This is a genomic window from Idiomarina aquatica (assembly GCF_003987185.1).
GTDB lineage: Bacteria > Pseudomonadota > Gammaproteobacteria > Enterobacterales > Alteromonadaceae > Idiomarina > Idiomarina aquatica.
Genome location: NZ_PIPS01000004.1, coordinates 132595 through 158358, shown reverse-complemented (window position 1 = coordinate 158358; position 25764 = coordinate 132595). Strand labels below are relative to the sequence as shown.

Genomic DNA, 25764 nt, shown 5'->3' with positions numbered 1-25764 from the left:
GTAATCGATTTGATGATTAGTGTTGGTTAATTACCCCAGTGCGAGAGGGTGACATTACTTGCTTACTTTCACAGATTCAATGAGTTAGTCGTTAACGAAGTTATCCCACTGAACTCCTTTGCTGCCCGATACCGTAAAGTGTTTCCGTAAGCTTGGTAAACCTCTTGTCAGCGGTCGAAGCCGAATTGTCGACTGTATTGACCGCTTTGTCATTTCGAGCGCTTCTCCAGCGGTTAGAGGCTCAACTGAGTCATTAATGATAGTGTTCGCATACTCTAACATGAGTCGAGGTGCAAACTTGTCAACGGTTGTCCAGCCATCACGCATGACGTTGAACAATATCTGGTCGTTACCTTTCATTGGTATACCGTACTGGTTTAAAAATAGCAGACAGACGGCGAAAGCCGTTTCAGAGGCGCGGTTGATATCCTCCGTCCAGTGGAGGTGTGCCAAACGCACCCCATATTCGGCGGCTATTGAATATGTCGAGTCTAGGTTAACGCTGTAATCACCATACTTGCGGTCAATGGCTTCGCAAATATCGACCAGTTGAGCAAAGTTCGGTTGATGAATCGTTTCGGGGTGCATTGCGTTGTGTACTTTGATGATATCCATAGGCGTGAATAGGCGTATAATCATAATTTTCTCCGAGTGATAAGTGGCGGCTAAGTGGTGCCATTGAGTAATGAAGGGTTAGTAATTGATGTTGGGAACGGCGTCACCTCGCTCGTCGGCAATGCGCTGCATCATCCACTCGTCTATCTCTGAATCTATCCAGGCAACGTTCCGCCCTAAGACATGAACGGGTTTTGGGAAATTGTTTTCATTGACTAGCTTGTAAATCGAGGTGCGCCCGAGGCCAACTCGCTCTTTCACTTCATTCAGTCGCAAAAATCTCATCATGAATTCCTCTACTTTGGTTTGTCTCAGAGGATGGGGAGATCCTGTAACGAATAACCATGAACAACGAATCCACCGTATTTCAGGCCTATATCACGCACGTGCATACAAGAATCGAAAACATGGAGACACAAAATGCACGAGCAAAACGCTGAGTATGTAACGAATGGGCCAATGACTGAGGTTGATGTGCTGAATAAAGCGTCTGAGATACTCGAGACAAAGTTTTTAAAGGGGGAGGGCTTTACCAGTCCGTCTGCGGCCAAAGACTTTCTTAGGTACAAGCTGGCGCATCAAAAGCGTGAAGTGTTCGCCATCCTGCTGATGGACTCGCAGCATCGCCTGATTGAGTACAAGGAGTTGTTCTTTGGGACCATTAACGCCGCCCCGGTTTATCCCCGTGAGGTGATGAAGGAAGTGCTGCAGCAAAACGCAGCTGCTGTCATCCTGGCGCACAACCACCCATCGGGTGTGACTGAGCCATCGGAAGCTGACAAGCGTGTGACCAAGCGTATCAAGGATGCACTCAATCACATAGACGTCCCCGTGCTTGACCACATTGTAGTAGGCCAAGACACGGTTTCGTTTGCTGAAAGGGGATTGTTGTAGTTGTAATGCCGCTAAGCGCGTAGAAGAGGTTTTCCCTGGGCCTCTTTTACGTTGCTTGGTGACTTATGCTGGCGCTTTATTTTTTGCATTGCTGCTGTAAAACGATTGACGCTTGCCCTGGTATTTAGTCGTCTTCTCTTTACACAGGTAACTAAAGTGCAGAAATGCGTCTCTGTGCACTGGGTCATATGTGCTGAGTGGTCCTTGCAGAACCCTAAACACTGGCGTTGATGTGTGAAGGAGCGCTACCCGCGAATCAGCCGATAACCCATGCGTCTTTAACCACGCCTGTCGGATAATTTGACCCAGCTTGGTGGGGTCCTCATGGCTTAAGTTACCAACTGGGTATAGCGTGTCCTTGTTAGTGAATAGTACGACATGGTAATGCTCTAATTCGCTGTCTGTTGTCTGCTCAACTTTAGCAACGTATTCGACCTCCGTTGGGTAAACCCTTTGATTACGACGTGCTACAGCGTTTTGGTAGCTAACGATACCTGCTTTAACTCGCTCAATAAACTCCGTAATCGCGTTACGTTGCAGGTAAGGGTTCGTATGAGTAGGTAGGTGCAGGTCGAACTTTACTGCCAGTACTCGCTTATGGCTCTGAAGCACTCGCTGCATGACCGTATGGAAGCGGTCTAGAAACGGCAGGATGTATGGTGCATTAGCGGTATGTAAATCAAAGCCCGCATATTCAGCATCGTAATGTAGCGTGTGGTTGTGGTTGTTGGTGTTACGTTTTGTCATTTCAGACCTCTATCTCGTTATGGGTTCATATGAGATCTGATCCTGTAATTTTTAACCATCAGTCAGACGGTAAGCTTTGAGGCTTACCGATATCAGTGGCTAAGTACTGGTTACTAGACGTACCAATGAATGATGCAACCAGTAGTAGTGAGGGTTGTATATATTACTAATACCAACTTAGTAACGAATGGCATTTACGGTGCTTTCGTTTCAAGTAGTTAGCAGGGGCCTAAGATTCTTATAAGTTGGTTCTGGGATAATATAGAAGTGTTGTCGATTGATCTAAAAAACTGTAGCGTACAAGAGGCTTGATTGGGCAATTAACTAGATAGACCCTATAAAAACAGTGTCTAAAGAACGAAAAAGTAAAGAATATTTGTGTGTATCCCTTGTGTATTTCGTGTGAATAGTTTGTGTTTTTAGTGTGTTTACTGTATGTGTTCGTTGTGTAACGCGTGTGATTTTCACTCCAAAAAAGCAGTTGCTTGTCTGCTTTTTCGATGTGATTTAGCTAGTGATTTGAATGTAGAGGTAAAAGTGTCTGGTGATAATGGGCGAGTAAAATTTCCACAAAAGTTACTTCCGCATAGTGATGCTCAGTGGATATGGTTGTATAACGAGTTTGTTAGGATCGGGAAAATCGATAGGACAATATCGCCTCCTGATTTAAAGGAGCGTAAAGAGAAGCTCACAAACTTCTTTGACCTTGAGTTCGGTGTAAGCGAGCAAAGGCAAACAGAGACATCCCGTCTCGCTGAGATGTACCATAATAAATACTTTGTGGTTGGCCTTTCCGAGAGTGATTTAGGTTGGTTGTTAGCGAAAGACGTTGAAGCAGAGTTGCTTTATTTAGCTTGGCTCATCATCGTAAGGACGACCTCAATGGATCAACAAGCGACACAGCAGTCAGCCGGATTTGATTTAAAGAAATATAGAGATGCGGATGAAGAGCATGAGTCAGTTTTTTTTGAGCCTGGAAAGGGTTCCTTACCGTTGACGATATTCAATCAGGCATACCTCATGATGAAGTTACCTAAAGCTCTCGATTCCCGCCAGTCATTGAAGTGGAGTATTTTAGATTTCGTGTCTTCTTGGCATCATGATCAACGACCTAAACGAGATTACATTCGCTATCTGAAAAGAATGATTGATGACAGTAAAGCTTCCAAATGGTGTCTTTTTGCTAAAGGTTCAGACGAAAAACTGCTCGAGTGGCTTTGGGCTTACTTAAGAGGTAATGACTCAAAAATTGGGCAGCGCCATCGAATGCCTGGCATCTTAAGTGATGGTATGGATAAGTTTAAATTCGAGCGAATTTATGCGGAGTTTTTTCTTTGGGATCGTAGCCCGGAATTCCGTGAGGGCGTTCAAAAACAAGCTAATAAAGCACTAAAACAAAAGGCAAAAGAACGCCAGGATCCCTCTGCGAGAGTGAGAAAGAATTTCTCACTGTCACGGCATACGTTGCTATTAATTGATAAGCTGTCTGGTGGAAAAGGCAACTACAGTAATTATTTAGAGGGGTTAGTTGCTGCAGATTATGCGCGGGCCAGAGGTCTTGAGCAGAGCGTAGTGAATGAGACGCAACCGAGCCAAAAGTCAGACCCGGTAATGGAAGAAACTCCCATAACTGACTCGATAACTAAAGAGTTTAAGGATAAAAGAAGCTAATCTTTACTGAACTGATTAGTCTGATTCAGTTAGAATCTAAATGGTGGGCAGATTGGTGGGTAAAAAGATAGTCAGGTGCCTTAAATTGACTTAAATGCATTTAAATTCACGTATTTAAAATTTCAATCAATGAGAAGATCCAAAACATTGAGTAGGTCGCGCCTTTGGCGCGACTCAGCTACCGCCGCTTCTCAAACTGCAACAAAGGCGTCATTATTTAGCGAAGACGAATTGAGTCGGTAGGCGACCATTTTACCTCCAGCCGCGACAGACCAGTCGACGCAGGCGATACGGCTGGATTAAAGGCAAGGCTCTCCTTTCATCCAGTAGTGTCCGATGAATAATGGTTTTTGGTTGTCGTAGCCAGGCATTGATGAATCCAATCAAGTCCGTATAGTAAAAAGTAACTTGTCTTTGCTTTTCGGGTTTAGCTGTTTATTCCACCGCTTGAACCTAAGGCATTCCGAGAATCGGCATCTCTATCTAGCGAAAGGGGGTGTCGATAAGGCAGAAAGTATCATAAATCACCTCAAGGCTTTTTAACCATGCCCCCAAAACACAAACACACCGAACGTGACATTATTCGTGCGCTGACCGAGGTCTGCGAAGATGCGAAGGTTGAGCATGAGGGCTTCGTGTGGCTCACGCACGAGGTGAATTATCAGCGCTTTCCACAGAGCTTGGTGGTGACCTTGGTGTTTGATGAGTATGTCAGTGAGCCAGCGATGTTGTCGGCTTTGGCCGCGTTAGTACCAGAGGTACAGCGCGCGTTGAAGCCCATCGTGGGTGGTGAGTTGCCTGCACGTCAGATTGAGGCGCGCTACGAACACACAATGCATTAGCGGATAAAAACGCACCATCCGAGCTCTTAAATCACTCATAGCGATGCTCTGTTGCGGTTCACGTAATCGACAATGTCTTTCGCCAAATTTGACGAAAAGAGCTTGTCAGAATTGTTAAAGATAACGACACCGTTTCGAGTAGTGGGGTCGAACTCTACGTATGAAAGGAAATCCCCGTTATTGCCTGAGTGATAATATTTCAGTCGTCCATCGACTTGCTTGGCAGCGAAGCCTATGGCTCGATGAAGCTTTCCATTTTCATGCGGAACATTCGTTTGGAGCTCAAGTAATTCTTCAACGACCTTCTGCTTTTCCGCTGTGTCAGGTACTAAAATATCGGCGATAAATTTAGCGTAGTCGCCAGCAGTGGTTATTAGACTGTATGAGGCACCAAAGTTGTGATCATGCTTGTGATTATCGGTTGGCTTGCCCTCGCGGTGACCAAAGGCTTTACGTTCGGTTATCTCGTTATCCCAGATATATTTAATGAAGTCTGCGCCAATTTCATGTGTTATTTGCTCGTCGATTAGAGCCTGCAGCCCACTGTCATCAACGTTTAGTCGTTTCTGCAGAACGCGTCTTAAATACTCATAACCTTCACTTGAGTATTGAAACTGTGTACCGGGCTTGAACAACAGTGAGAGCTTACCATTCGCGCTAGAGCGCCAGTTGGGCAAACCTGAGGTGTGCGTTAAAAGCATCCGCGCGGTGATTAATTGATGCCATTCATTTTCCGCAAGATCAGGGTGGGGTAAGTAGCTATAAAGCGGTTGGTCGAGTTCGATAAGGCCTTTTTCAGCCTGCAGTAACGTAAAATACGCAAAAACGGGTTTGGATAAAGACGCCGCTTCAAATAGGGTTTGCGATGAGATGTTATCGCCAGTATCTTTATTAGCTAAACCAAAACCTTGATTAAATACGACCTCGCCGTCCTGAATCACAGCGACCGCGAGTCCCTCTACGTCAGCCTCAACCCGACGTTTATGAATAAAACTTGTCAGTGTCTGCTGTCTCGGTTGGTCGTAGTTGTAACCGCTTTCTAAGGTTACACGTACCCAGTTCACTTCACCCGTTTTGCTGGGCAGAAACTCAAATGTGGTATTTGAGGCCGGGTCGATAAACTTATAGTCACCGACAGCAACGAGTGGGGTGGTGCCACTTTCAAGATTCAAGGTTAAATGCAACTGGTCGTTATTCACTGCAAAAGTGTGCTGCGCCTCATTACCCGCTGGTTTACCAAATGTCCCGGCTAACTTGGGAAACAACTTAGAATCAATATCATATCGTTGGTAAACTTTGGGTTGAATGGGCTCCCAGCCATACTGCTGTGCAACCGTTCTGGCAATAGCGGCCATTAAGTTAAAACCACTATCACTATTGGTCATGATGACTAACGCCTGTTTGTTTTGAACGGAGCCAACCATATAGCTGGTAAAGCCCGGAATACTGCCCCAGTGGTCAAAAATAATATCGTTAGAGCCGTCAACGTAGTGCTTTTTGAAACCCAGCCGGATCGGGTCTCGAGTAAACATCTCCCTGGCAATTTGTTGCGAAACCAATTGACCTTGATCGGAATGATAATCGTCGATGAGAGCCATCGTAAACGTGGCCAAGTCGGTCGGCGTTGCCCAAACGCCGCCAGCGCCTTTAAAAGGGAAAAGTTGGTAGGGGTATGGAGCCACGTCTTCGGTATACCCCGTCGCGCGGCGAACCTTGAGGCTTGCCGGTATGGGCTGCCTGAATGAACTGCTTTCCATATCAAGTGGCTCAAATACCCGGTTTTGCACCGCAGCTTCAAAGCTTGTTTTTGTGACATCTTCGATAAGCTGTTGAATTATCGTATAGCCAGGGTTCGAATAGTGATACTGCTCACCGGGCTTGGAAAAAAGTGTGATCCCGGGGCCGTTATAGGGTGATTCGCCTTTCAGCATTTGAGTCACGGTGGGCACTTTTTCACCGACTGCGTATGGAGCTGGTACGTAGTTACTAATCCCTGCGCGGTGACCAATAAGCTGCCGAAGCGTTACTGGCTGGGTATTGATGAACTTATTGTCGGGCAACTGCCACGAGGTTAGATAGTTGTTTATATCTTCATCCAGAGAGACCTTGCCGGCGTCAACCAACTGCATTGCAGTGACTGCTGTTAGCGGTTTACTGAGTGAGGCGCCGGCGAATACAGTCTGAGGTGTCACTGGCGAAAGCTTACTGAGTTCTGCATAGCCGTAGGTTCGCCGCCAGGCAATTTTCCCGTTATCGATAAAGGCCATACTGACACCCGCAATGCTGTCACTCAGCATGACCTCGGCGATTGACGTGGTTTTCAAATGGCCTTCTAAAAATTGATTTGGCAGCAACTGTTGTTCAATCGATTGAATGTGCTTTATCGGTTCGGCTGAAACGGAACTTCCGATAATCGTTAACAGTAACAGCGCAATTAGCATCTGCTTTTTCATTGTCACGGCTCCTAATTTAAGCGCACCATCGTAAATGCCTGGTCTCCAAACCGTAATGTCGCATCAGCCTTATTGGTAGCGCCTTTAAATGAAATGACTACCGGCAGATCGGCTAATTCAAAGGTTTGCGCGTCAATTGCGTGTAGTGGTGTTTGTCGAACGGTACTACCGTCAGGGGCCAGCTCATGATAAACGAGGCGGTTAGCCGAAATACTCAGTTGTATTTGGTTTCCACTGTCATCATCTTGCAGTTGATAGCTTCCCTCATACAGTGTCAGTGTTTCTTCCGGCAACTGTTGACGTGGGCGGTGATCAAAGTTTGGTAAGTCCATTCTGGGGTCGATGAAATGAAGGGCAATATCCTGTAGTGCATCGTCAGAGGTTGAATTACTCAGTAACACGACACCGACATGATTGTCTGGACGGAACGCAATAAATGCCTGGTGACCATTGCCGTCTCCACCATGATAAAACGCCTCAAAAGTGTCGTTTTGATAGTGCTTCCAGCCTAAATGCTCGGGTTGTTGCATTTCGTGTTTTAAAAAGCTCATCAAATCCTGGGCGGTGGAGTAAAGGCCGCCGGCTCCGTAGGCAACATCCGGTATCTCGGCAGGGGCGCTGATAGGAATTGTGGTTTGATGGCGAGTGGCGAGAAGGTCCGGATGAGGTTTAAAGCTCGTCTCGTTTAGTTTAAGTGGCGTCAGGATTTCTGTGTTCAGTTGCGTGTTAAAATCTGAGTCGGTTATTTGACCCAACGACAGCCCAAGTATGGCCATGCCAACACTGGAGTATGAGTCATCGGCAGGTAGGTTTGCTTCACGTGATAGGGTTGCGAGCAAATGCTCGGTACTGTTTTTGGATAATGTTTCGTGTGATAGATCCCGAGGCAATGCTGCGGTGTGATTAAGTAAGTACGCGAGGCGGGTATTGGCGTTGTCTTTAACATCTGGCCAAATATCAGTAAGCAACGTTTGGCGGGTTACGATGCCTTTCCTTTCGAGTGTCTCGAAAAGCTCTGCGGTAAAGAGTTTCGCTAATGAACCAACCGCAAACTGTGACTGATCGGTTAGCTTTTGCGATCCTCCCGCTTGCGACACGCCATAACTGTAAAAATGGGTGCCTTTGGGATTAACCAAGCCGATAACAACACCGGGTCGGTGCTGATTGTCGACGGCTGAATGAATGCTTTGCTTAACGTCTGGCGGGATATCGGTGAGCGTCGCGACATCGTAGTTTTGGCAGCCTGAAATGAACAGGCACAGCCATAGGAAAGAGAGCCGTTTCATGATTTATCCTCAATGTATTCAAGTAAATCACCCGGTTGGCAATCCAGCACCTCGCACAACTTCTCTAAGGTATTAAAACGGATACCACGCACGTGACTGTTTTTTAACAGCGACAAGTTGGTTTGTGAGATGCCAATGGCGTCGGCAAGATCTTTCATCTTTATTTTCCGACGAGCCATCATCACATCTAGGTTTACAATAATTGGCATTAGATAATCTCGTCGTTTTCGGTTTGTAGTGACAGTCCCAAAGTAAATGCTCGTGAGATGGCCAAAAGAAATAGCCCGGCAGCAAGCAAGCCCCAATAAAACGAGCCAAAAATATAAAAGCTCTCGCCATGCGCAGGCGATACTTTGATATGCGTGACATAGAAGGAAGCAATCTCAAAGGCGTCGGGCATAAACAGATAAAAGCGAATAATGACTTCGACGTAGAGCAATACGGCGAGCGCGATAAACGAGGTAGCCACTTTCTTCAACAACGTGGGAGTGGAGATTTTAAAGGGCCTGTCCGTTTGCAAGTCATTCATGAATTGTCGTAGACCGCATAAAGCGTAACTAATCAGTCCACCAATCAATAAAATGGTCAGTGCACGGCTGATCGCGAATCCAAACCCAGATGTCTGAATATATAGGGTGCCTTGATTGCTCTCTATTCCCCACTTTCCTGCGGGAAGAACGTCATGATAAGACCCTGCTGAGCTGGCAAACTCAATGTGCCAAGTCGTTAGCATATGCTCGCCAAACGCCGGCAGGATGATGGCGACAACGGCTAAACTTAGGGTAGCGATCACCGTAATAACGAGAGCGAAATTGATTAATCGGTATGAATGAGTGGTTGTCATAACGAGCTTCGGATATTGGACGATGGTCAAAATCTAGTCTAAAAATTAATCTTTTGCAATAAAATATTTACGTAAAACGTAAATATCTTTAAGTTTGATGCTGTATTGCGAATCCAGGCTAATGGAACAAGGAGTGCTGAAAACAGCTATTTTTCGACCGCTGAGAACAAATGACTTTTCAGGGAGGCGCTATAGGTTCGGCTGACTTTAAGCGTTTTTTCATTGGTCAGTTCAATGCTGTACTCGGAGTTTCTGAGCGCCTCGATGTGCTTGATGTAGCGAATATTGACGGCTGTCGATTTATGAATGCGAACAAACTCGGGGGGTAATATATTTTCGACTAAATGCTTAAGTCGGGCTCTCATAACATAGGTTTCGTTATGCGTGTGAATACACATATAATCACCGGCGGCATCAACCCAAACAATCTCATTAAAGGGCACGAATTGGCCTGAGTTACGTCCATCCGTAATGATCAGTTTTTCACTTTCTACCCGATAGCTGGATGAGGACGATGAGCCAGCTCCAGGGCTGCCATCCAGGGCATCGGAAGCGGTCAGTAGTTGTTGCTTATACAGCGGATCTGGGCGCCTTGCTCTAACCCGTTCAATGGCCTCATTCAGACGGGCTTGGCGTACGGGCTTTAGCAAGTAATCAACCGCTTCAACCTCGAATGCCCGAACCGCGTATTGATGAAATGCGGTCACAAAAACAATGGCTGGATGTTGCTCGGGTTGAAATTGCTTGAGTAGGTCAAAGCCGCTTTTTCCCGGCATTTGAATGTCGAGAAAAATTAAATCCGGTAGATCATTTTTAACGCACTCAATGGCTTCATCGACACTGGTCACCATATCAATAATATGAATACCATCCACTCGTTCGAGTCTTAGCTTCAGGCCTTCAATAGCACTCAGTTCATCGTCAACTAATAACGTGTTTAATGTTTTCATAAGGCGCTACTTTGTAGTTCGCGAGGTATTAAAATGTTCACCCAAGCACCCCCTTCGGGTCGGTTTCCCATAGATAACTGAGCGTCGTCCTCATAAGTCAGTCGTAGGCGCTGTTGGCAGTTGTCTAAGCCGATGCCGCGTTGGCAATGGTACTGCTCCTCAAAGCCTTTACCATTATCCGTGACCTGGATGTGAATACCTTCTTGGCTGGCGCTAAAGTCAACGGCAATTGACATGGTTTGATTGGCGAGCATGCCATGTTTCAGTACATTTTCGACCAATGGTTGTATTAATAAAGGCGGAATCAAGGCTGCTTCGCAATCGGGATCGGTTGTTATCGAGACATCCAGCGCCGTCTGAAATCGATTTTTCTCAATTTCCAGATAGGTCTTAAGCAGTGCTGCCTCCTCTGATACCGGAATCTTTTTTAGCGGATCGGTATATAAGCTGTAGCGTAAGAAATCACACAATTGCTCTAACATATCAACCGCACGGTCATTTTCATGTTTGAGAATAAGCGTGCAGATCGCGTTGATGCTGTTAAACATGAAGTGAGGGTTTAATTGATAGCGGAGCATTTTTAGCTGAGCTTCTTTGGCCAGGTGTGTCGCGCGCTCGGCTCTTTCGCGTTGCTCTACGTTGTCGAGATAGTTTTTGATGCTGTAATACACTGCGGTCCAGGCGGACAGCATGGTTAGTGAAGCGCTGGTCCAGGTACCAAAGTCAAACCATGACATTGGATCCCATGTTCCACCATACAGCGCTTGCAACGCATACCATTGAAATTGTGTCCAGACCAGCGCTGCGACGATGATCAATATAACGTGTGCAGCAACGGTATATTTATCAAAGCGCTTTGCCCGCTTGTAAAACGTATGCAGGCCCATTGTAATAAGAAAGCCGGAGCTGACATCAAGCAACAGATGGGGAACGTGGATCTGCCACGGTTCATCACTTGGCAGTTTGATCAAGAGTTCGGTCAATAGCGCATAAATAGACCATCCGCAGAACTGACAGAACCAAAACAACCGCAATCGCTCAACTAATTTTGACATCACCGGCTCACTTATCACATACGACTGTGGGCAGTAACTCGGCTGCCCACATCATGATTGCGTTAGTTACACGGCACCGTCAAGGCTTGTTCGCTCGGTTTGCTCACCAAAGCGACGTCAGCAATCGATAAGCTCGCTTGCGCGGAGCTATCCAGGCGTAGCATTATCGATGCCTTCTGATTAAGGTTCGAATTATCGCATCCTGTTTCAATCGCCAGCGTATTCCAGTCTCCCAGTTTCAATTGTGGCGTCGACTCCCTTAACTGCACTGCGTTAGTACACTGTTGTTGGTGACATAGCACACCCAGTCGAACCGGCTCACTGAGGTTATCGCTGAAACGGACTTTTGCCTGCAGAAAACGAGCTTCGCCATTCGTAAGCGATTCAAGCGGCTCTTCTCGGGCTAAGATCGCGGCAACAGACGTGTTGGCTTTATGCCAGACAAAGCGTCGCCCGTCTTCCTGATAAGCCAGGTTGACCGACTGCATTGTCACTGACTGTTTGTCAGCACTGGTTCCTGAAGGACCTGAGATGGGTGTCAACGCGTTATTAACCTCTGCAAAACCCCAGTACCAGCCTTTTGCTAAGTTCCGTACAAACAACGGAACGCTGTTCGATTCCGAAGGGTTGTCAGCGAGCCGCTTTTCTTCGTTCAGTAAGCCAATGTGCTGCTCACTTTCATAGGTGAGCCCATAACCGTACGGAAACAGTGGATCGTAATTGTCATCATAACGATTTAAGGTGAATTGGTCGTCATACTTGGGCCAGGAAAAACTCAGCTTACCTTTAAAGTCATGTTGGATTGCGCCATTGGCATCTCGCAAAATGACATCGGCTACGCCTTGCCCTTCCGAACCAGGTAGCCATGCGGCGACAAAAGCATCGGATACATTCAGTTCTTTATTGACCCATAAAGGACGTCCACTCAGAAACACGGAAACCGTTGGAATGCCCTGATCGTTGAGTTGTTTAAGTAGCGCATAGCTCTCGCTATCCACCTGGCCAAAATCTAATGATTGAATATCACCAAACCACTCAGCATAAGGCTGCTCGCCAAAGACGACGATAGCGACATCGGGCTTTTCATCAAAGCTGCCGTCCTCACTGAGCGTGACCGAGCCACCCGCAGCAACAACTTGCTGCTCGATACCCTCGTAGATTGAGGTCGCATTTGGAAAATCTGCGTTGGTGTTGTCAGTACCCTGCCAGGAAACGCTCCATCCACCGGCCTGCATAGCGATGTTATGTGCGCCTTTGCCAGCAACGAGAATATTGGCTTTAGGAGATATCGGCAGGACTTGCTTGTTATTTTTTAACAACACCAGCGATTCACGCACTGCTTGAGCGCCAAGCTCCCGGTGCTGTTTTGCATTAAACCACTCTGCGTGCTGGGTTTCGGGGCGTAAGGATGGCTTGTTGCGCTCGAACAGTCCCCAGCGTACTTTAACCCGGAGAATACGAGTTACAGCATCGTCGATACGTGCTTGTGGGATGACGCCTGATTTTACTTGTGCAACGGTATTTTTATAGAGTGCCTCAAAATGTTCCGGTGCCATTAATACGTCGATACCGGCATTGATAGCGGCGGCACATTGTTCCAGGTCGCATCCGTCAACAAACTTATGTGCGTTCCAGTCACTGATGACAAACCCGTCAAACCCCACTTGATTTTTCAGCACATCGGTTAATAAATACTTGTGACCATGAACTCGGGTGCCATTCCAACTATTAAAAGACGCCATTACCGACTGCACACCCGCCTCAAGCGCCGAAAAGTATCCGGCTCCATGAATATCACGAAGCTCGGCCTCATCAACGCGAGTATCGCCGCGATCGATACCAGCGGTGGTTCCGCCATCACCGATAAAGTGTTTGGCCGTGGCAATCCGATGATAGCCTTTCAAAAAGTCTTTGCCGACGGTGCCTTGAATACCTTCAACCACGGCTTTAGCGTATTGTTTTACGACTTCCGGGTCTTCCGAGTAACTCTCATAGGCTCTCCCCCAACGGTCATCCCTGGCAACGGCGACGGTGGGCGAGAAACTCCATTCAATACCGGTTGCTGCAACTTCCTTGGCTGTTGCCTCACCTATCATTTTGATCAGCTCGGGATTACGAGTAGCCCCTAAACCAATATTGTGCGGAAACAGCGTTGCACCAAATACGTTACTGTGACCATGCATGGCATCGGTTCCCCACATGGTGGGTATTGAACTGCCATCGATAGAATCATCGATGGACGCTTGGTGCATTTCATCGGCGTATCGTAACCAGGTATTTCGATCCGCCTGCTTATTGCCGTAGGGGGCGGTATTACCGCCATTCAAATAGGAGCCAAAGCCGTAGGTGCGCATTTGTTCCACGGTCAAGTAACCAATCTCCGGTTGAATCATCTGCGCAACTTTTTGTTCAACCGTCATGTTTGCCAGGAGTTCCTGAACTTTCTGCTCAACGCGGGTGCTATGGGTTTGGGGTTGCTTTTCTAAGGACCAGTCTATTGTTTGGGCTGACGCTAGGTTGCTAAAACTCATTAAACCCATCGAAACCAATAGGGGTATCGATCTTCTAGTGAACTTGCGCTTTAGCATTTAGGTTCTCCTCGTGGGTATTCGGCTGATATAACGACTAAATTTGGTGTTAACGAGTGACCTGCAATCACTTTTCTCAAGTGACTGCAGGTAGGTGGGGTGAGTTTTTAGAACTTAATACCTGCGCGGATGCCGTAGTATCTCGGCATACCGAAACTACCTTTAGCAAAGCCTTTGGTTGTATTGTTCCAGTATTGAATGACTTCATCGGTTGCGTTATTGACAAAGATCTCAGCAAACCAGTTTTGATTTTGTGGCTCATACTTCAGTGAGGCATTCACTACGGCAAAAGCGTCACGTGAGTCATCCATGTAGGCTACCGCATCATCCGGCACTGCAAACGCCATATCATCCAAATGTTTGTCGACGTTCCAGATGGTTGAATAAGAATCATCCTTCCAACTCACGTTAAACCAACCATGGATGTATCCATAATCGCCCAAATTAACGGTGTGGGTGTAACTTAAATTGGCGGTGTACTCTGGTGTCATCGCCAGGTTGTTGCCTTTTAAATTGGTGGTAAGCAACGTATTAGTCGGGTCGATGGACTCCTCGTAGGATAAGTTAAACAAGTACTCTGGATCGTAATCCCATTTGGTAATCCAGTCTTCCGTGATGGTGGCATCTGTCCAGGTAACATAACCATTCACGCGGCCGTTTTCGTAGGGTTTCCAGTCAAATTCAAGCTCAATACCTTTGATGGTTGAGCCCGGCACATTTTGTGTGTAGTAGGCAATAACCGGTTGGTTTTGGTAGTCGAGAATCGGGTTGCCGTCGTCATCGAGGATCGGCGTACCATCTTCACCTTCAACCGGTGACAAACGCTCGACGTTGCCAATAGAGCCAACCGATGCGTATTGCATATCGGTGTAATCCGTATAGAAGAACACCGCCTGAAGGTTTAATGAGTTATCCAGCAAGCTTGACTTAGCTCCCACCTCCCAGGTGAGAACCTCTTCGGGATCGAACTGGGTCTCAAAGCGGGTGGTTTCGCCGGTTCGGTCATTGACCACCTCATACACATCGCCAATACCGCCGGCTTTAAACCCTGAGGCGACATAACTGTAAATCATGGTCGCATCAGTTAGGTCGTAATCAAGCCCAACGCGAAAGTCATTACGTGTCCAGCTTCCCTTATTGTCATTGGCAAAGTAAGACGCGTAAATCGATGGGTCTTCGAAGTAGTCCACGGGTAAATCATTCAGTGCCGTGCGGTTAAGCCAGCCCGGTGCGCAACCGTCGGCATTGGAACAACGGTAGGTTCGCCCACCTTTGTCTTCCTTAGTTTCGTCGCTGAACCGATAACCTAAGGTTAAGTGCAGTTTCTGCGTTAGATTGTAAGTGGCTTGGCCAAACAACGCGTAGGCATCGGTAGAGCGATCAGGCTGATCCCAAAATGACTTGTCGTCCATGGGGTTGTCGTAATAACCGTAGGTGGTTGTTTGTTCATGGAAGTAATTCAGTCCCGCTATCCAAACTAAGTCACCGTAATCATTCGACTGCAACTGCACCTCGGTAGAATAAGATTCTGCGCCAGTGCCATCAAGGAAGTAGGTTGCTCCATCCCATGGATCCAACGCCACTTCACTGTCTTGGGCTGAGGCGCGTTCCATGTCCTCATAGCCGAGCAACCACACGACACTCATGTCGTTGTCAAACGTATAGTTAAAGGTGTTTCGAAGGTAAGTTATGTCTAGGTTGAGCTCACCCGGTACGTTGACGACCGCTTGGTAGGTATTGTCGCTGGGTAAAAACGTTGAGCAGTCACCGCCGTACTCGGTGGAACGTCCTGATAATTTTTCACAATTAACGAGATCAACGTTGTTGCCGCTATCATTTATGTATTGTTGGAAAACGGTGTGATTGGAGAAGTTGCTATCGAGCGGTTCCCAAAGCGCACTGACCCGGTAAGAATACTCGTTCGCATTGTTGTAGAAATCATCTGCTCCGGCACGAGTCAGGGCTCTAATGCGTTGTCTTTCGGGATCGGTACCGGCACCATCAATCCACCAGTTCTCTCGCTGAGTGAGTGTTGAGCCGACACCGGAATACGAGTCTTCGGCGATAACTTCTGCATTGATAACCTCATCGGATAAACGGCGTAGGTCATACTGATTCGGATCCCAGTAGCCTTCAAGATACGAATCACGTTTGAGTCCTTTACCAGAAACGCGGATTGCAAACTCGCTGTTTACTGGAATGTTGATAAAACCTTCAATGCTACGTGCATTGAATCGTCCCAGTTCGCCGCTCACGCTGCCAAATAGTTCACCAAATTCAGGTTTTGCAGAGATAACATTAATGCTGCCGACGGTTGAGTTACGGCCGAACAAGGTTCCTTGTGGCCCGCGAAGCGCTTCGATTCGGTCAACGTCGTACATCAGTGCCAGCGCACCTTGCATCCGGGGTGAGTATATACCGTCGAGATGGACGCCTACTGCCGGGTCACCCAGCTCAGTAATGTTTGTTGAGCGAACACCACGCATGGAAATAACAGGGGCTGATTGATCGGTTGCGGTTGAAATATCCAGACCAGGAACTAAGTCTGCGATGTCTCTAATATTATTTACGCCATTTTGCTTAAGTACCTCTTCGCTTAGCGCTGAGATTGCAACCGGGGTTTCCATTAACTTGGTTTTTCGTTTCGTTGCGGTCACCGAAATAACTTCTAAACCGCTCTCTGTTGCTACTTTTTCGTTATTGTCACTTTGTTCTTGAGCGTCAGAGTTTTGAGCTTCTGCTTGTTGTGCCTGTGCGAGCATTGGCATTGAACAGGCGAGCAATATGCCGAGGGTGATACCATTAAGTCGTTCCATTATTCTTTCCCACTTTCCTTTGATTGTCGGGTACTTGCGATACCTACTTAGGTGTTTTAAGTGCTGGATACTGCCTACGGATACATCACGTATTGTTAACAAATTACACAGTTCTACTGGGTGGGAATATTGGCTTTCGATAATGCGAGTGGTAAACGCTATGACCCGTGCAGACCTGTCACAAAATTTACACATATTGTATAAAAGGTTAAGCGGGGGATAACGGGACTTTAAACGTTAAACCTGGCTGAACATCAGCCACACACCACCCATATAAAGTAGCGTTATCAGCAGGCTTTCGAGGCCAATACGACCCGGACCCTGGCGCTCTCGCCGAATCAGCCCCATGAGCAAAACGGCGGACATTAACAGGGTAAGACAAAGCCAGAATAAGATGTCGTCGGTCATCGAGTGATAAATTGAGCCGTTACGGTAGGCGATATCCGACGCGGCGGTAAATAACGTATCAAATGCGTTGCCACCAATGATGCCGCCGACTGCGAGCGTTAAGGCGCCACGGCGAACGGCAGCGACTGATGTGACCAACTCCGGTGTGGAGGTACTAATGGCGGTTAGCATTACACCCACCACAGTATGGGTCAGCCCGGTTTCGGCGGCGATCACAGAGGCGGAAGGTTCCAGTAAATAGCCGGCAAAACCCAATACCACAAACAGCACAAAAAACTCGCTGACCAGCCGCACCATCGGCGGCATTTGGCTAATATCGTCCGGCTTGTCCTCACGGGTTTCCCGAGTTTGTGTTGGCGCCCACATAGGCGCATGGTGCGCGCGATGCACAAGGGTAATACCGTAGACATAAACCAGAAAAAGTAGCGGCGTGACCGGGTGTATGTTCCAGATCGTGACGTTAGGTAACAGCGGGGTCATCAGAATCAGCGACAGCAGCATGATGAGCAGTGCGTTTTGCATCATGTTCGGCGCTGACGCTGCGGCATGCTCGAGGTTCGCGCGGCGATAGACCATATCGGCCACTGCCAGGAAAAAGGTTTGCACCGCAATGCCGCCAAGGGCATTACTGAGCGCCAAATCGGCATTACCGTTCCAGGCAGCGGTCACCGACAATACCGATCCCCCCAGTGAGGTTGTTGCACCCAGCAACACGGCACCTGCTGCCGCTTCTCCGATCCCTGTGCGGTCGGCAAGCTGATCAACAATGCGTGTAATACGAGTACCGGCAATGGCAATGACGAGGGCACAGAGCCCAAATACGGCCACGCCTTGAAGTAGTGTCCAATTCTCAGGGTTTAACAAATAGCCATTTCCCATACGACGGCTGATTGCTTCAGTATAGTAATCAAAATTGGCGAGTCCAACGGCATCGACTCGCTCTGATGAACGAGGTCAGCATAAAAAATTTCACTGGCGAACAACCGTACCGTCGCTATACTCCGCAACAGATCGCCTTGTTGTTTCAAACGGGGCTGGTAGACCGGAGACTGTGATGATTAGATTTTGTATTGCCGCGTTACTGATACCCATGACGTTTGCAACGGTAGCGCAGGATGAACACTTAAAATGGGCTGGACATGTTGCGTTGCCGAATGGCCAGCAGATGCCATTAGAACTCGAGGTGTTTAAAACCCCTCATACTACAACGGCTAACGTGAGAAGTCCGGCGCAAGGTGTACAGAACATTCCGGTCACTGCATTCCGTCAAACGGTGAACACGTTATCAATGCAGTTACCGACGCTGGGCGCGGCATTGCAGTTACAGCCAAATAATGAAGGTTGCCTGGCCGGAGCGCTCAATCAGGGTATGGCGTTGCCGGTTGAGTTATGCCCGACTCAAAGCCTGACCCATGATGATTATTTGGCTTCTCTGCCCGAAGGCGTCACAGAGCTTGATGAGCTGCGTTTCCAGTCCGCTGATGGTTCGTGGTTGAGCGGCACCTTGTATCAGCCGGTGAATCAACCGCAAGCGCCGGTGGTTATTCTCTCCGGCGGCAGCGGTGCGAGCGATCGTGATGGCTCTTTTGCCGGCAAAAAGCCCTACCGTAACTTTGGTATTGAACTGGCGAAACAGGGTATTGCGCTGTTTACCTTCGATAAGCGAGGCGTCAGACGTTCTGGCGGCGATTATACACAGGCAACGGTTGAGCAGTATGCGCAGGATATCCAGGCAGCGTACCAGTTGATTCGTAGCATGAAGGCGATCAACCCGGAAAAAATTGGTTTTGTTGGTCACAGTGAGGGGGCAACAGTGGTCGCGATGGCGCTGGCTGAGGTCAATGCCGATTTTGTGATCTCACTGGGTGGCGTCGGACTTAATGGTATCGATGCCATTGTCTTGCAGGATAAAACCGAGTCGATGGCGCGTGGCGCTTCCGCAGAACAGGCTGAAGTGCTGCAGCAGATCGCACGGGAGTATTATGCGATTGTGCTTAATGCGCCGGATGATAAGGCTCGGGAGCAACAGGCCAAAGCATGGTTGGCGTCGCTGAGCGAGCAGCAGCGAGACGTCTATCAGCAATACGGAGCAGACACTTATACGCTGGCCGTCGATAATGTGAACGATAAGGCGTTATTTTCAATTTTGGCGACGGACCCCACCCAGCATTGGCAACGAGTCTGCGTTCCTGCTTTGATACTAAACGGGGATAAGGATGTGCAAGTGCCGGCGGTTGAAAACGTTGCCGGCCTCGAGCAGGCGCTAGCCTCTTGCCGTCATCCCGCTACTAAGGTAAAGATGTTGGCTAACTATAATCATATGCTGCAACCGACAACGGATGGCAACATTGAGTTATACGCAGAGCTACCGGAAGGATTTGACGAGAACCTAAGTACTGACATTGCGGCCTGGATTAGGCGCTTGCGTTAACCGCCCAACGTAACAATCGCCCCTGCGGTCGCCCTTGCGTTGACATCCCGCGGCGTAACGGTTATCAAGTTGGCAAACTGATAGGAGATGACACATGTTCGAATACAAACGAATTGCGCTGGCGGTGTCGCTGGTGCTGATGACAACCGCCTGTTCAGAGGCAAGCAAACAAGAAGCGACGTCGGCCACGGCTGAGCAACAAACAGCGGCCGAGCCGGCTCAGCAAGAAACGCAGCAAAGTGAGTCGGAAAAAGCGAACCAGTTATTCGAAGACATTTTTATGGAAAATGTCATGCGCAGCCCGATGTATCAGTCGTATTTGGGTATTAAAGACGATCAGGACAAGTGGGATGATATTTCTGAAGAGCAGGCGCAAGAAGACTTAGCGCTGCAGAAAAAGCATTTGCAACAAGTGCTTGCGATCGATGAGTCGAAGCTTGATGAGCAGACCAAGATCAGCTGGATGCTGATGAAGCAGAAGCTGGAAAACGAGATTGCCGATTTCAAATGGCGTCATTATAACTACCCGGTAAACCAAATGTTTGGCCTGCATTCGAGCGTAGCGTCGTTGCTGATTAACCAGCATGGCATTAGCTCGGTGGATGATGCCGAAGATTATATTGCGCGTCTTAACGGCCTTCCGGCGTTATTTGAGCAGCTAGGGGAGAACCTTGAGCTGCGTGCCGAGAAAGGCATAATCGCGCCGAAATTCGTCTACCCGTATGTGATCAGCGACAGCAAAAACATCATTACCGGCGCGCCATTTGACGATGGTGAAGCGAGCGCGCTTTGGGCTGACTTTACGAAAAAAGTTGAAAACCTGGAAATCGAAGAAGACCAGCGTGATGCGCTTCTGGCAGCGGCTGAAAAAGCCATGCTGGAATCCGTGAAGCCGGCCTACGAGAACCTCATCGCGTCGGTAGAAGCGATTGCCGAGCAAGCGGACACCAAAGACGGTGCCTGGAAATTCCCGGAAGGTGAAGCGTTTTACAATAATGCCTTGCAGCGCACAACAACGACCGACCTGACGGCCGACGAGATTCATCAGATCGGCTTGAGTGAAGTTGAGCGCATCCACGAGGAAATGCGCGGCATCATGAAAGACGTTGGCTTTGAAGGCACGTTGCAGGAATTCTTTGTGCACATGCGCAACAATGAAGACTTTATTTATCCGAATACCGAAGAGGGGCGTAAACGCTACCTGGACGAAGCAACCGCATACATTGATAACATGCGTGGTCGTCTGGACGAGTTGTTCATTAACAAACCGAAAGCGGGTTTAATTGTGAAAGCGGTTGAACCTTTCCGTGAAAAATCGGCGGGTAAAGCGTTTTATCAACAACCGTCGATGGATGGAACGCGTCCGGGTACTTACTATGCCAACCTTTATGATATGGCGGCCATGCCGACTTACCAGATGGAAGCACTGGCTTACCATGAAGGTATTCCGGGTCACCACATGCAAATCGCGATTCAACAAGAGCTGGAAGGCATTCCTAAATTCCGTCGCTTCGGACGCTATACAGCCTACAGCGAAGGCTGGGGACTTTATACCGAGAAGCTGCCAAAAGAAATTGGGCTGTATAAAGACCCGTATTCGGACTTTGGTCGTTTAGCGATGGAGTTATGGCGTGCGGTGCGTTTGGTTGTGGACACCGGCATTCATGCGAAGAAATGGACGCGTGAAGAAGGTATCGACTTTTATGTGACCAATACGCCAAATGCAAAATCGGATGCGGTGAAAATGGTCGAACGTCATATCGTCATGCCAAGTCAGGCAACAGCTTACAAAATTGGTATGAATAAGATTTTGGAGTTGCGTGAGAAAGCGAAAACGGAGCTTGGCGATAAGTTCGATATCCGTGAATTCCACGATGTTGTGCTTGGCAGTGGTCCGGTACCGTTAAACATCCTTGAGCAGTTCGTTAATGACTACATTAGCGAGAAGAAAAGCGCTTAAGTAAACCGAGTGAGCCGCGTTGCTGCTTAGACAGCAACGCGGTTGCCGCCATTACGCTTGGCGCGATACATAGCCTGGTCGGCATGGTGCAGTAATTGCTCGATGGTATGGCCATGCTCCGGCCACCTGGCGATGCCGATACTGGCGGTAATAATGTCTTCACCGTGCGGAAGTTGTAACGGTTGACATAAGGCATCATGGATCTTGTCTGCCACTGCCGTTAACGCGTCCGGCGTATCAATGGCATCCACCAACACCACGAATTCATCACCGCCAATACGTGCGACGCTGTCCGTTGCTCGAATGGCGCTTTGAATGCGCAAGCCCGCAGCTTTTAATAATTCATCACCGGTTGCATGCCCATAGGTGTCGTTTATGTGCTTAAAGCGATCCAGATCCAGATACAGCAGGCCGATATCATTGCCGTCACGCTGCGCCCGAGTGGTTGCCGTTTTAATACGATCATACAACAATACGCGGTTGGGTAATCCGGTCAAAGCATCCGTTAGCGCCATTTGCTCAAGCCGCTTGATCAGACGTTCTCGTTCGGCTTCTAACTGTTTTTGGCCGGAGATATCACGGGCGACACCGACACGCATCTGATCGCGTTCGGACCACCGCGCCGACCATAAAATGTGCACAACGGAGCCATCTTTACGGAGATAACGGTTCTCGAAGTGTGTCACCTCCCCGCCGTGATTAACCCGGTGTGCGGTTTTTTGAGTCATCAAGCGGTCGTCGGGATGAATAAAGTCAAGCATGGAGCGACCAACCATTTCGTCGGGGTGGTAACCGAAAACCCGTTCAGCACCGGGACTGAGATAATGGAAACGGCTGTGCTCATCGACGACGCAGATGGCATCGAGCAGAAGATCCATGTATTCAGCAATATCAGCAAACGAGCTTGTGATCATAGTAGTACGATAAAGTTGCCATTTGTTCCGACAGCGATACACTGCAGGGAATGAATTAAAAGCATGTTCTATGGGCTTTTTAGCACAGAAAATGCTTTTTTGCTCACACTTACTGTGGTTATTCGAGACAACGGAGCAACGATGAAGATTTGGGTCGACGCCGACGCGTGTCCTACGGTTATTAAAGACATTTTGTATCGAGCGGCTGAGCGCAAGCAACTGCCACTGATTTTGGTGGCCAATCAGCCGTTGCGTGTACCGCCGTCGAAATGGATTCGCACCATGCAGGTATCGTCCGGTTTTGATGTTGCGGATAACGAAATTGCTGAACGTTGTCAGCCGGGTGACTTGGTGATCACGGCGGACATTCCGTTGGCCGCTGATGTGATTAAAAAAGATGGGCTGGCGTTAAGCCCGCGAGGTGAATTATTCACTAAGAGTAACATCGGCTCGCGACTGAATATGCGCGACTTTATGGACACCATGCGCAGTAGTGGTGAACACACCGGTGGCCCACCGCCGTTGCACCAACGCGACCGTATGCAGTTTGCTAATGAACTGGATAAAATTTTGGCGCGCGTTTAACGGCGCGCCAAATGGCGTGGTTAGCCTCGGGAAAGCGTTTTAATCAGATGCCAGCCAAAGGCCGTTTTTACCGGGCCGTGAACTTCCAGTGTCGGTTTACCGAACACAACCTTGTCGAAGGCCGGTACCATTTCGCCACGTCGGAATTCACCCAGGTCACCGCCTTTTTTGCCGGAAGGGCAAAGTGAGTGTTTACGTGCCAAATCGGCAAATTTAGCGCCGCCGGCTAGCTGTTTCTTAAGATCTTCTGCTTCATCTTTGGTTTGTACTAATATGTGTAGAGCGTGTGCGCGTGCCATGATGCCTCCTTATAATGCATGCGCTAGTTTAACAATTTTGAACCTAAAAGGTGATAGCATCGTTTATTCAGTCGGATGACAGAGCGGATCTAACCATGGCTAAAATCCCAGATTTCTCGATATTTTATGACCGCGCGTGCGAACGCAAAGGCGGCGAGCAGAATATGCTTGCTCAAATGCCAACATTGGCGTCTGATGAACAATTGATGCAGTTAACAGACGATCGCGTTTTATCACTGCTCACTCGATGCATTTTCCGCGCTGGCTTTGTGTGGCAGGTTATTGATAATAAATGGCCGCAATTTGAACAGGCCTTCAGTGGTTTTGTGCCGCTGTACTGGCAACAAGTGCCGCCGGAGCGTCTTGAAGCGTTGGCAAACGACGAACGTATTGTCCGTAATTTTCAAAAAATTATAACGGTGCCGATTAATGCCCGAATGATCGTCGAGGTCGGCGAAGAGTATGGCAGTTTTGGACGCTTTTTGGCGCAGTGGCCTAATAGCGATCAGGTTGGGCTATTATTGTTGTTAAAGAAAAACGGCGCAAGGCTAGGTGGTAACACCTCGCAGTACGCGTTACGAATGCTGGGTTGGGACGGTTTTGTAACCTCACCTGATGTTGTCAGGGCGCTCGCTAACTATCGCTTACTGGATGCGTCAGTCACCAGCCAGAAAGGGCTCCGGCAGGTGCAGACCGCAATCAATCACTGGCATGAAAAAACAGGCTTACCCCGCAGCCACATTTCCCGAATTTTGTCCTACAGTGTAGGGTAGATGCACGTCACAGAATGTTCGCAAAGCGAGAAAGGATGGTGGTATGTATAACGTATTAATCACGTTATTGGCGTTATTGTTGGTGGGGTGTGCGTCGCCCACGTCAACCACACTGGTGGGTGAGAAACGTGCTGCCATTGCACCTGAACAGGTACAGATTTATACCGAAAAGCCAGAAAATTACGAACCGATAGCCTTGCTGTCGGTGACCAGTGATGGTTCCTGGAGCTTTGGTGAACAAGCCAAGATGGATGCAGTCATCAGGCTGTTGAAACAAGAAGCCGCCAAAGTGGGTGCCAACGGGGTCTTGTTACAGGCAACGGCTGACCAGCGCGATAACTCGATCTACGTTGGTACCGGTGTTGGTCGTTACAGCGGCAACGTTGGGCTCAGTGTGCAATTGGGTCGGGTATTCGGGTTAACCGACAAAACCGCCGAAGGCTTGGCCATTTATGTGAAACCCTAGCGTGCGCCGGGGCGCACGTAGACAGTAGCAATAACTTAGCGGGTGCCAAATATTTTATCACCGGCATCACCCAGTCCAGGCATGATGTAACCATTGTCATTAAGGTTGCTATCCAGTGCGGCGGTAAAAATGCGTACATCGGGGTGTTTGGCTAATACCGCTTCTACGCCCTCTGGTGCTGCAACCAATACCAGCACACGGATGTCTTTGCAGCCGCGTTGTTTCAGCATGTCCAGCGTGGCTATCATACTGCCACCGGTAGCCAGCATAGGATCAATAACCAGTGCGATGCGCTCATCAAGTGCACTAACAAATTTGTCAAAGTAGCTGACTGGCTCTAGGGTTTCTTCGTTTCGGTATAAGCCAACCACACTGACTTTAGCACTCGGAATTAAATTCAAAACCCCGTCAAGCATACCGATGCCAGCACGTAGAATCGGTACCACGGTAACTTTTTTGCCTTTGAGTTGCTGTACTTCAATGGTATTGCCACTCCAACCGTCGATGGTTGTACTTTCCAGCAAAAAGTCGCTGGTTGCTTCGTAAGTAAGCAAGGTGGCAATTTCGTTGGATAACTCACGAAAGCTTTTCGTTGATATGCCGGATTTTCTCATTAGACCCAGCTTATGCTGAACCAATGGGTGCTTGATAACTTGTAATCCCATAGTAATGTTTCCTATTCCTTAGCAATTTCGGCAGACACGGCACGCAAGCGAGTTACCATTGTACTGGTGTAAAGGTGCTTAATGAAGCGATAAAGATATCGAAGGTGCAGTCCACTAAGGCGAACATCCATCAGCGTTAATGCCAAACGATGGACTCAGATGACTTCATGGTAGTATGTGGCGTCTGTGAATGTCGCTCACTGAATACTGAACAACGAAAAGGAGAATCTCCATGAAACTGACGGTAGAAATCAGCAAATACCCATTGGCGGATGATTACATCGGCCCAATAAAAGGCTTTATTGATGAGCTGAACAAAACCGCTGACGTTAAGGTAATCACCAATACCCTCAGCACCCAGGTGTTTGGTGATTATGATGACGTGATGGAAGCGCTGCAGCGTTGTATTAAGTGGTCGTTCGAGCGCTATGGTAAGGTGGTGTTTGTGTGTAAATTCTTACATGGTGACTTAAGTCCGTCGACTTGAATTTATGAAGCCGGC

At 48.2% G+C, this 25764-nt stretch carries 24 protein-coding genes; 9 read left to right on the top strand and 15 right to left on the bottom strand.

Annotation, left to right across the window (positions count from 1 at the left end):
• Positions 1 to 84: 84 nt before the first annotated feature.
• Together CWE23_RS11800 and CWE23_RS11795 are read right to left on the bottom strand one after the other, a co-directional pair.
• On the bottom strand, positions 85 to 639 hold the full coding sequence (locus CWE23_RS11800) for a hypothetical protein (RefSeq protein ID WP_126820352.1): 555 nt from the start codon (positions 637 to 639) through the stop codon (positions 85 to 87).
• Between the two features lie 54 nt (positions 640 to 693).
• A complete protein-coding gene (locus CWE23_RS11795) occupies positions 694 to 903 on the bottom strand; it encodes an AlpA family transcriptional regulator (protein WP_241970633.1) in 210 nt (69 codons plus the stop codon).
• Between the two features lie 132 nt (positions 904 to 1035).
• Between CWE23_RS11795 and radC the strand changes: the two genes are divergently transcribed.
• Entirely contained in the window at positions 1036 to 1509 is a 474-nt protein-coding gene (gene radC / locus CWE23_RS11790) for a RadC family protein (RefSeq protein ID WP_126820351.1), read from the top strand.
• A 63-nt stretch (positions 1510 to 1572) separates the two neighbouring features.
• Here the strand turns inward: radC and CWE23_RS11785 are convergent, their stop codons facing one another.
• Positions 1573 to 2256 (bottom strand): YagK/YfjJ domain-containing protein, encoded by a 684-nt coding sequence (locus CWE23_RS11785; RefSeq protein ID WP_126820350.1) that lies wholly within the window; start codon positions 2254 to 2256, stop codon positions 1573 to 1575.
• Positions 2257 to 2793: 537 nt separating this feature from the next.
• Here CWE23_RS11785 and CWE23_RS11780 point away from each other — a divergent pair.
• Both CWE23_RS11780 and CWE23_RS11775 read left to right on the top strand, forming a co-directional pair.
• Positions 2794 to 3927: a hypothetical protein gene (locus CWE23_RS11780; RefSeq protein ID WP_126820349.1), complete on the top strand. Its 1134-nt coding sequence runs from the start codon at positions 2794 to 2796 to the stop codon at positions 3925 to 3927.
• 545 nt (positions 3928 to 4472) lie between these two features.
• Positions 4473 to 4769, top strand: a complete 297-nt coding sequence (locus CWE23_RS11775) for a hypothetical protein (RefSeq protein WP_071462112.1) — start codon at positions 4473 to 4475, stop codon at positions 4767 to 4769.
• Positions 4770 to 4804: 35 nt separating this feature from the next.
• On the opposite strand, the gene CWE23_RS11770 is transcribed toward CWE23_RS11775, so the two are convergent.
• The 9 genes from CWE23_RS11770 to CWE23_RS11730 form a co-directional block, all read right to left on the bottom strand.
• Positions 4805 to 7066 carry a serine hydrolase domain-containing protein gene (locus CWE23_RS11770; RefSeq protein ID WP_275046269.1) on the bottom strand — a complete coding sequence of 754 codons (2262 nt, stop codon included), beginning with the start codon at positions 7064 to 7066 and terminating at the stop codon, positions 4805 to 4807.
• A 167-nt stretch (positions 7067 to 7233) separates the two neighbouring features.
• A complete protein-coding gene (locus CWE23_RS11765; protein WP_126820347.1) occupies positions 7234 to 8508 on the bottom strand; it encodes a serine hydrolase domain-containing protein in 1275 nt (424 codons plus the stop codon).
• Positions 8505 to 8717 carry a helix-turn-helix domain-containing protein gene (locus CWE23_RS11760; protein ID WP_105307464.1) on the bottom strand — a complete coding sequence of 71 codons (213 nt, stop codon included), beginning with the start codon at positions 8715 to 8717 and terminating at the stop codon, positions 8505 to 8507. The genes CWE23_RS11765 and CWE23_RS11760 overlap by 4 nt, the downstream gene beginning before the upstream one ends.
• Positions 8717 to 9352, bottom strand: a complete 636-nt coding sequence (locus CWE23_RS11755; RefSeq protein WP_126820346.1) for a DUF2975 domain-containing protein — start codon at positions 9350 to 9352, stop codon at positions 8717 to 8719. Before CWE23_RS11755 ends, CWE23_RS11760 begins: the two co-directional genes overlap by 1 nt.
• Positions 9353 to 9498: 146 nt before the next feature.
• Positions 9499 to 10302, bottom strand: a complete 804-nt coding sequence (locus tag CWE23_RS11750; RefSeq protein WP_105307462.1) for a LytR/AlgR family response regulator transcription factor — start codon at positions 10300 to 10302, stop codon at positions 9499 to 9501.
• Entirely contained in the window at positions 10299 to 11357 is a 1059-nt protein-coding gene (locus CWE23_RS11745; RefSeq protein ID WP_126820345.1) for a sensor histidine kinase, read from the bottom strand. Before CWE23_RS11745 ends, CWE23_RS11750 begins: the two co-directional genes overlap by 4 nt.
• Before the next feature lie 62 nt (positions 11358 to 11419).
• The gene (locus tag CWE23_RS11740; protein ID WP_241970632.1) at positions 11420 to 13777 is read right to left on the bottom strand and encodes a glycoside hydrolase family 3 protein; all 2358 of its coding nucleotides are present in this window, start codon (positions 13775 to 13777) and stop codon (positions 11420 to 11422) included.
• Between the two features lie 275 nt (positions 13778 to 14052).
• Positions 14053 to 16761 (bottom strand): TonB-dependent receptor, encoded by a 2709-nt coding sequence (locus CWE23_RS11735; RefSeq protein WP_105307459.1) that lies wholly within the window; start codon positions 16759 to 16761, stop codon positions 14053 to 14055.
• 237 nt (positions 16762 to 16998) lie between these two features.
• Complete coding sequence (locus tag CWE23_RS11730; protein ID WP_105307458.1) at positions 16999 to 18048, bottom strand: sodium:calcium antiporter; 1050 nt, start codon at positions 18046 to 18048, stop codon at positions 16999 to 17001.
• Positions 18049 to 18223: 175 nt separating this feature from the next.
• On the opposite strand from CWE23_RS11730, the gene CWE23_RS11725 reads away from it, so the two are divergent.
• The gene (locus tag CWE23_RS11725; RefSeq protein WP_126820343.1) at positions 18224 to 19600 is read left to right on the top strand and encodes an alpha/beta hydrolase family protein; all 1377 of its coding nucleotides are present in this window, start codon (positions 18224 to 18226) and stop codon (positions 19598 to 19600) included.
• Between the two features lie 94 nt (positions 19601 to 19694).
• Entirely contained in the window at positions 19695 to 21560 is a 1866-nt protein-coding gene (locus CWE23_RS11720) for a DUF885 domain-containing protein (RefSeq protein WP_105307456.1), read from the top strand.
• Between the two features lie 26 nt (positions 21561 to 21586).
• Here the strand turns inward: CWE23_RS11720 and CWE23_RS11715 are convergent, their stop codons facing one another.
• Entirely contained in the window at positions 21587 to 22474 is an 888-nt protein-coding gene (locus CWE23_RS11715; protein ID WP_105307455.1) for a sensor domain-containing diguanylate cyclase, read from the bottom strand.
• Between the two features lie 141 nt (positions 22475 to 22615).
• Between CWE23_RS11715 and CWE23_RS11710 the strand changes: the two genes are divergently transcribed.
• On the top strand, positions 22616 to 23059 hold the full coding sequence (locus tag CWE23_RS11710) for a YaiI/YqxD family protein (RefSeq protein ID WP_105307454.1): 444 nt from the start codon (positions 22616 to 22618) through the stop codon (positions 23057 to 23059).
• A 20-nt stretch (positions 23060 to 23079) separates the two neighbouring features.
• Here CWE23_RS11710 and CWE23_RS11705 read toward each other — a convergent pair whose 3' ends face one another.
• Positions 23080 to 23358 carry a peptidylprolyl isomerase gene (locus CWE23_RS11705; protein ID WP_105307453.1) on the bottom strand — a complete coding sequence of 93 codons (279 nt, stop codon included), beginning with the start codon at positions 23356 to 23358 and terminating at the stop codon, positions 23080 to 23082.
• A gap of 95 nt (positions 23359 to 23453) precedes the next feature.
• On the opposite strand from CWE23_RS11705, the gene CWE23_RS11700 reads away from it, so the two are divergent.
• Together CWE23_RS11700 and CWE23_RS11695 are read left to right on the top strand one after the other, a co-directional pair.
• A complete protein-coding gene (locus tag CWE23_RS11700; RefSeq protein ID WP_126820342.1) occupies positions 23454 to 24131 on the top strand; it encodes a DNA-3-methyladenine glycosylase I in 678 nt (225 codons plus the stop codon).
• 43 nt (positions 24132 to 24174) lie between these two features.
• Entirely contained in the window at positions 24175 to 24597 is a 423-nt protein-coding gene (locus tag CWE23_RS11695) for a hypothetical protein (RefSeq protein WP_126820341.1), read from the top strand.
• Positions 24598 to 24632: 35 nt separating this feature from the next.
• Here the strand turns inward: CWE23_RS11695 and upp are convergent, their stop codons facing one another.
• Complete coding sequence (gene upp, locus CWE23_RS11690; protein ID WP_126820340.1) at positions 24633 to 25262, bottom strand: uracil phosphoribosyltransferase; 630 nt, start codon at positions 25260 to 25262, stop codon at positions 24633 to 24635.
• 232 nt (positions 25263 to 25494) lie between these two features.
• On the opposite strand from upp, the gene CWE23_RS11685 reads away from it, so the two are divergent.
• Positions 25495 to 25749, top strand: a complete 255-nt coding sequence (locus CWE23_RS11685) for a YkoF family thiamine/hydroxymethylpyrimidine-binding protein (protein ID WP_126820339.1) — start codon at positions 25495 to 25497, stop codon at positions 25747 to 25749.
• Positions 25750 to 25764: the final 15 nt, after the last annotated feature.

Coding starts and splice junctions, on each gene's coding strand:
- CWE23_RS11800 (WP_126820352.1), bottom strand. CDS start 639: ATGATTATACGCCTATTCACGCCTATGGATATCATCAAAGTACACAAC.
- CWE23_RS11795 (WP_241970633.1), bottom strand. CDS start 903: ATGATGAGATTTTTGCGACTGAATGAAGTGAAAGAGCGAGTTGGCCTC.
- radC (WP_126820351.1), top strand. CDS start 1,036: ATGCACGAGCAAAACGCTGAGTATGTAACGAATGGGCCAATGACTGAG.
- CWE23_RS11785 (WP_126820350.1), bottom strand. CDS start 2,256: ATGACAAAACGTAACACCAACAACCACAACCACACGCTACATTACGAT.
- CWE23_RS11775 (WP_071462112.1), top strand. CDS start 4,473: ATGCCCCCAAAACACAAACACACCGAACGTGACATTATTCGTGCGCTG.
- CWE23_RS11770 (WP_275046269.1), bottom strand. CDS start 7,066: ATGCTGAGTGACAGCATTGCGGGTGTCAGTATGGCCTTTATCGATAAC.
- CWE23_RS11765 (WP_126820347.1), bottom strand. CDS start 8,508: ATGAAACGGCTCTCTTTCCTATGGCTGTGCCTGTTCATTTCAGGCTGC.
- CWE23_RS11760 (WP_105307464.1), bottom strand. CDS start 8,717: ATGCCAATTATTGTAAACCTAGATGTGATGATGGCTCGTCGGAAAATA.
- CWE23_RS11755 (WP_126820346.1), bottom strand. CDS start 9,352: ATGACAACCACTCATTCATACCGATTAATCAATTTCGCTCTCGTTATT.
- CWE23_RS11750 (WP_105307462.1), bottom strand. CDS start 10,302: ATGAAAACATTAAACACGTTATTAGTTGACGATGAACTGAGTGCTATT.
- CWE23_RS11745 (WP_126820345.1), bottom strand. CDS start 11,357: ATGTCAAAATTAGTTGAGCGATTGCGGTTGTTTTGGTTCTGTCAGTTC.
- CWE23_RS11740 (WP_241970632.1), bottom strand. CDS start 13,777: ATGACGGTTGAACAAAAAGTTGCGCAGATGATTCAACCGGAGATTGGT.
- CWE23_RS11735 (WP_105307459.1), bottom strand. CDS start 16,761: ATGGAACGACTTAATGGTATCACCCTCGGCATATTGCTCGCCTGTTCA.
- CWE23_RS11730 (WP_105307458.1), bottom strand. CDS start 18,048: ATGGGAAATGGCTATTTGTTAAACCCTGAGAATTGGACACTACTTCAA.
- CWE23_RS11725 (WP_126820343.1), top strand. CDS start 18,224: ATGATTAGATTTTGTATTGCCGCGTTACTGATACCCATGACGTTTGCA.
- CWE23_RS11720 (WP_105307456.1), top strand. CDS start 19,695: ATGTTCGAATACAAACGAATTGCGCTGGCGGTGTCGCTGGTGCTGATG.
- CWE23_RS11715 (WP_105307455.1), bottom strand. CDS start 22,474: ATGATCACAAGCTCGTTTGCTGATATTGCTGAATACATGGATCTTCTG.
- CWE23_RS11710 (WP_105307454.1), top strand. CDS start 22,616: ATGAAGATTTGGGTCGACGCCGACGCGTGTCCTACGGTTATTAAAGAC.
- CWE23_RS11705 (WP_105307453.1), bottom strand. CDS start 23,358: ATGGCACGCGCACACGCTCTACACATATTAGTACAAACCAAAGATGAA.
- CWE23_RS11700 (WP_126820342.1), top strand. CDS start 23,454: ATGGCTAAAATCCCAGATTTCTCGATATTTTATGACCGCGCGTGCGAA.
- CWE23_RS11695 (WP_126820341.1), top strand. CDS start 24,175: ATGTATAACGTATTAATCACGTTATTGGCGTTATTGTTGGTGGGGTGT.
- upp (WP_126820340.1), bottom strand. CDS start 25,262: ATGGGATTACAAGTTATCAAGCACCCATTGGTTCAGCATAAGCTGGGT.
- CWE23_RS11685 (WP_126820339.1), top strand. CDS start 25,495: ATGAAACTGACGGTAGAAATCAGCAAATACCCATTGGCGGATGATTAC.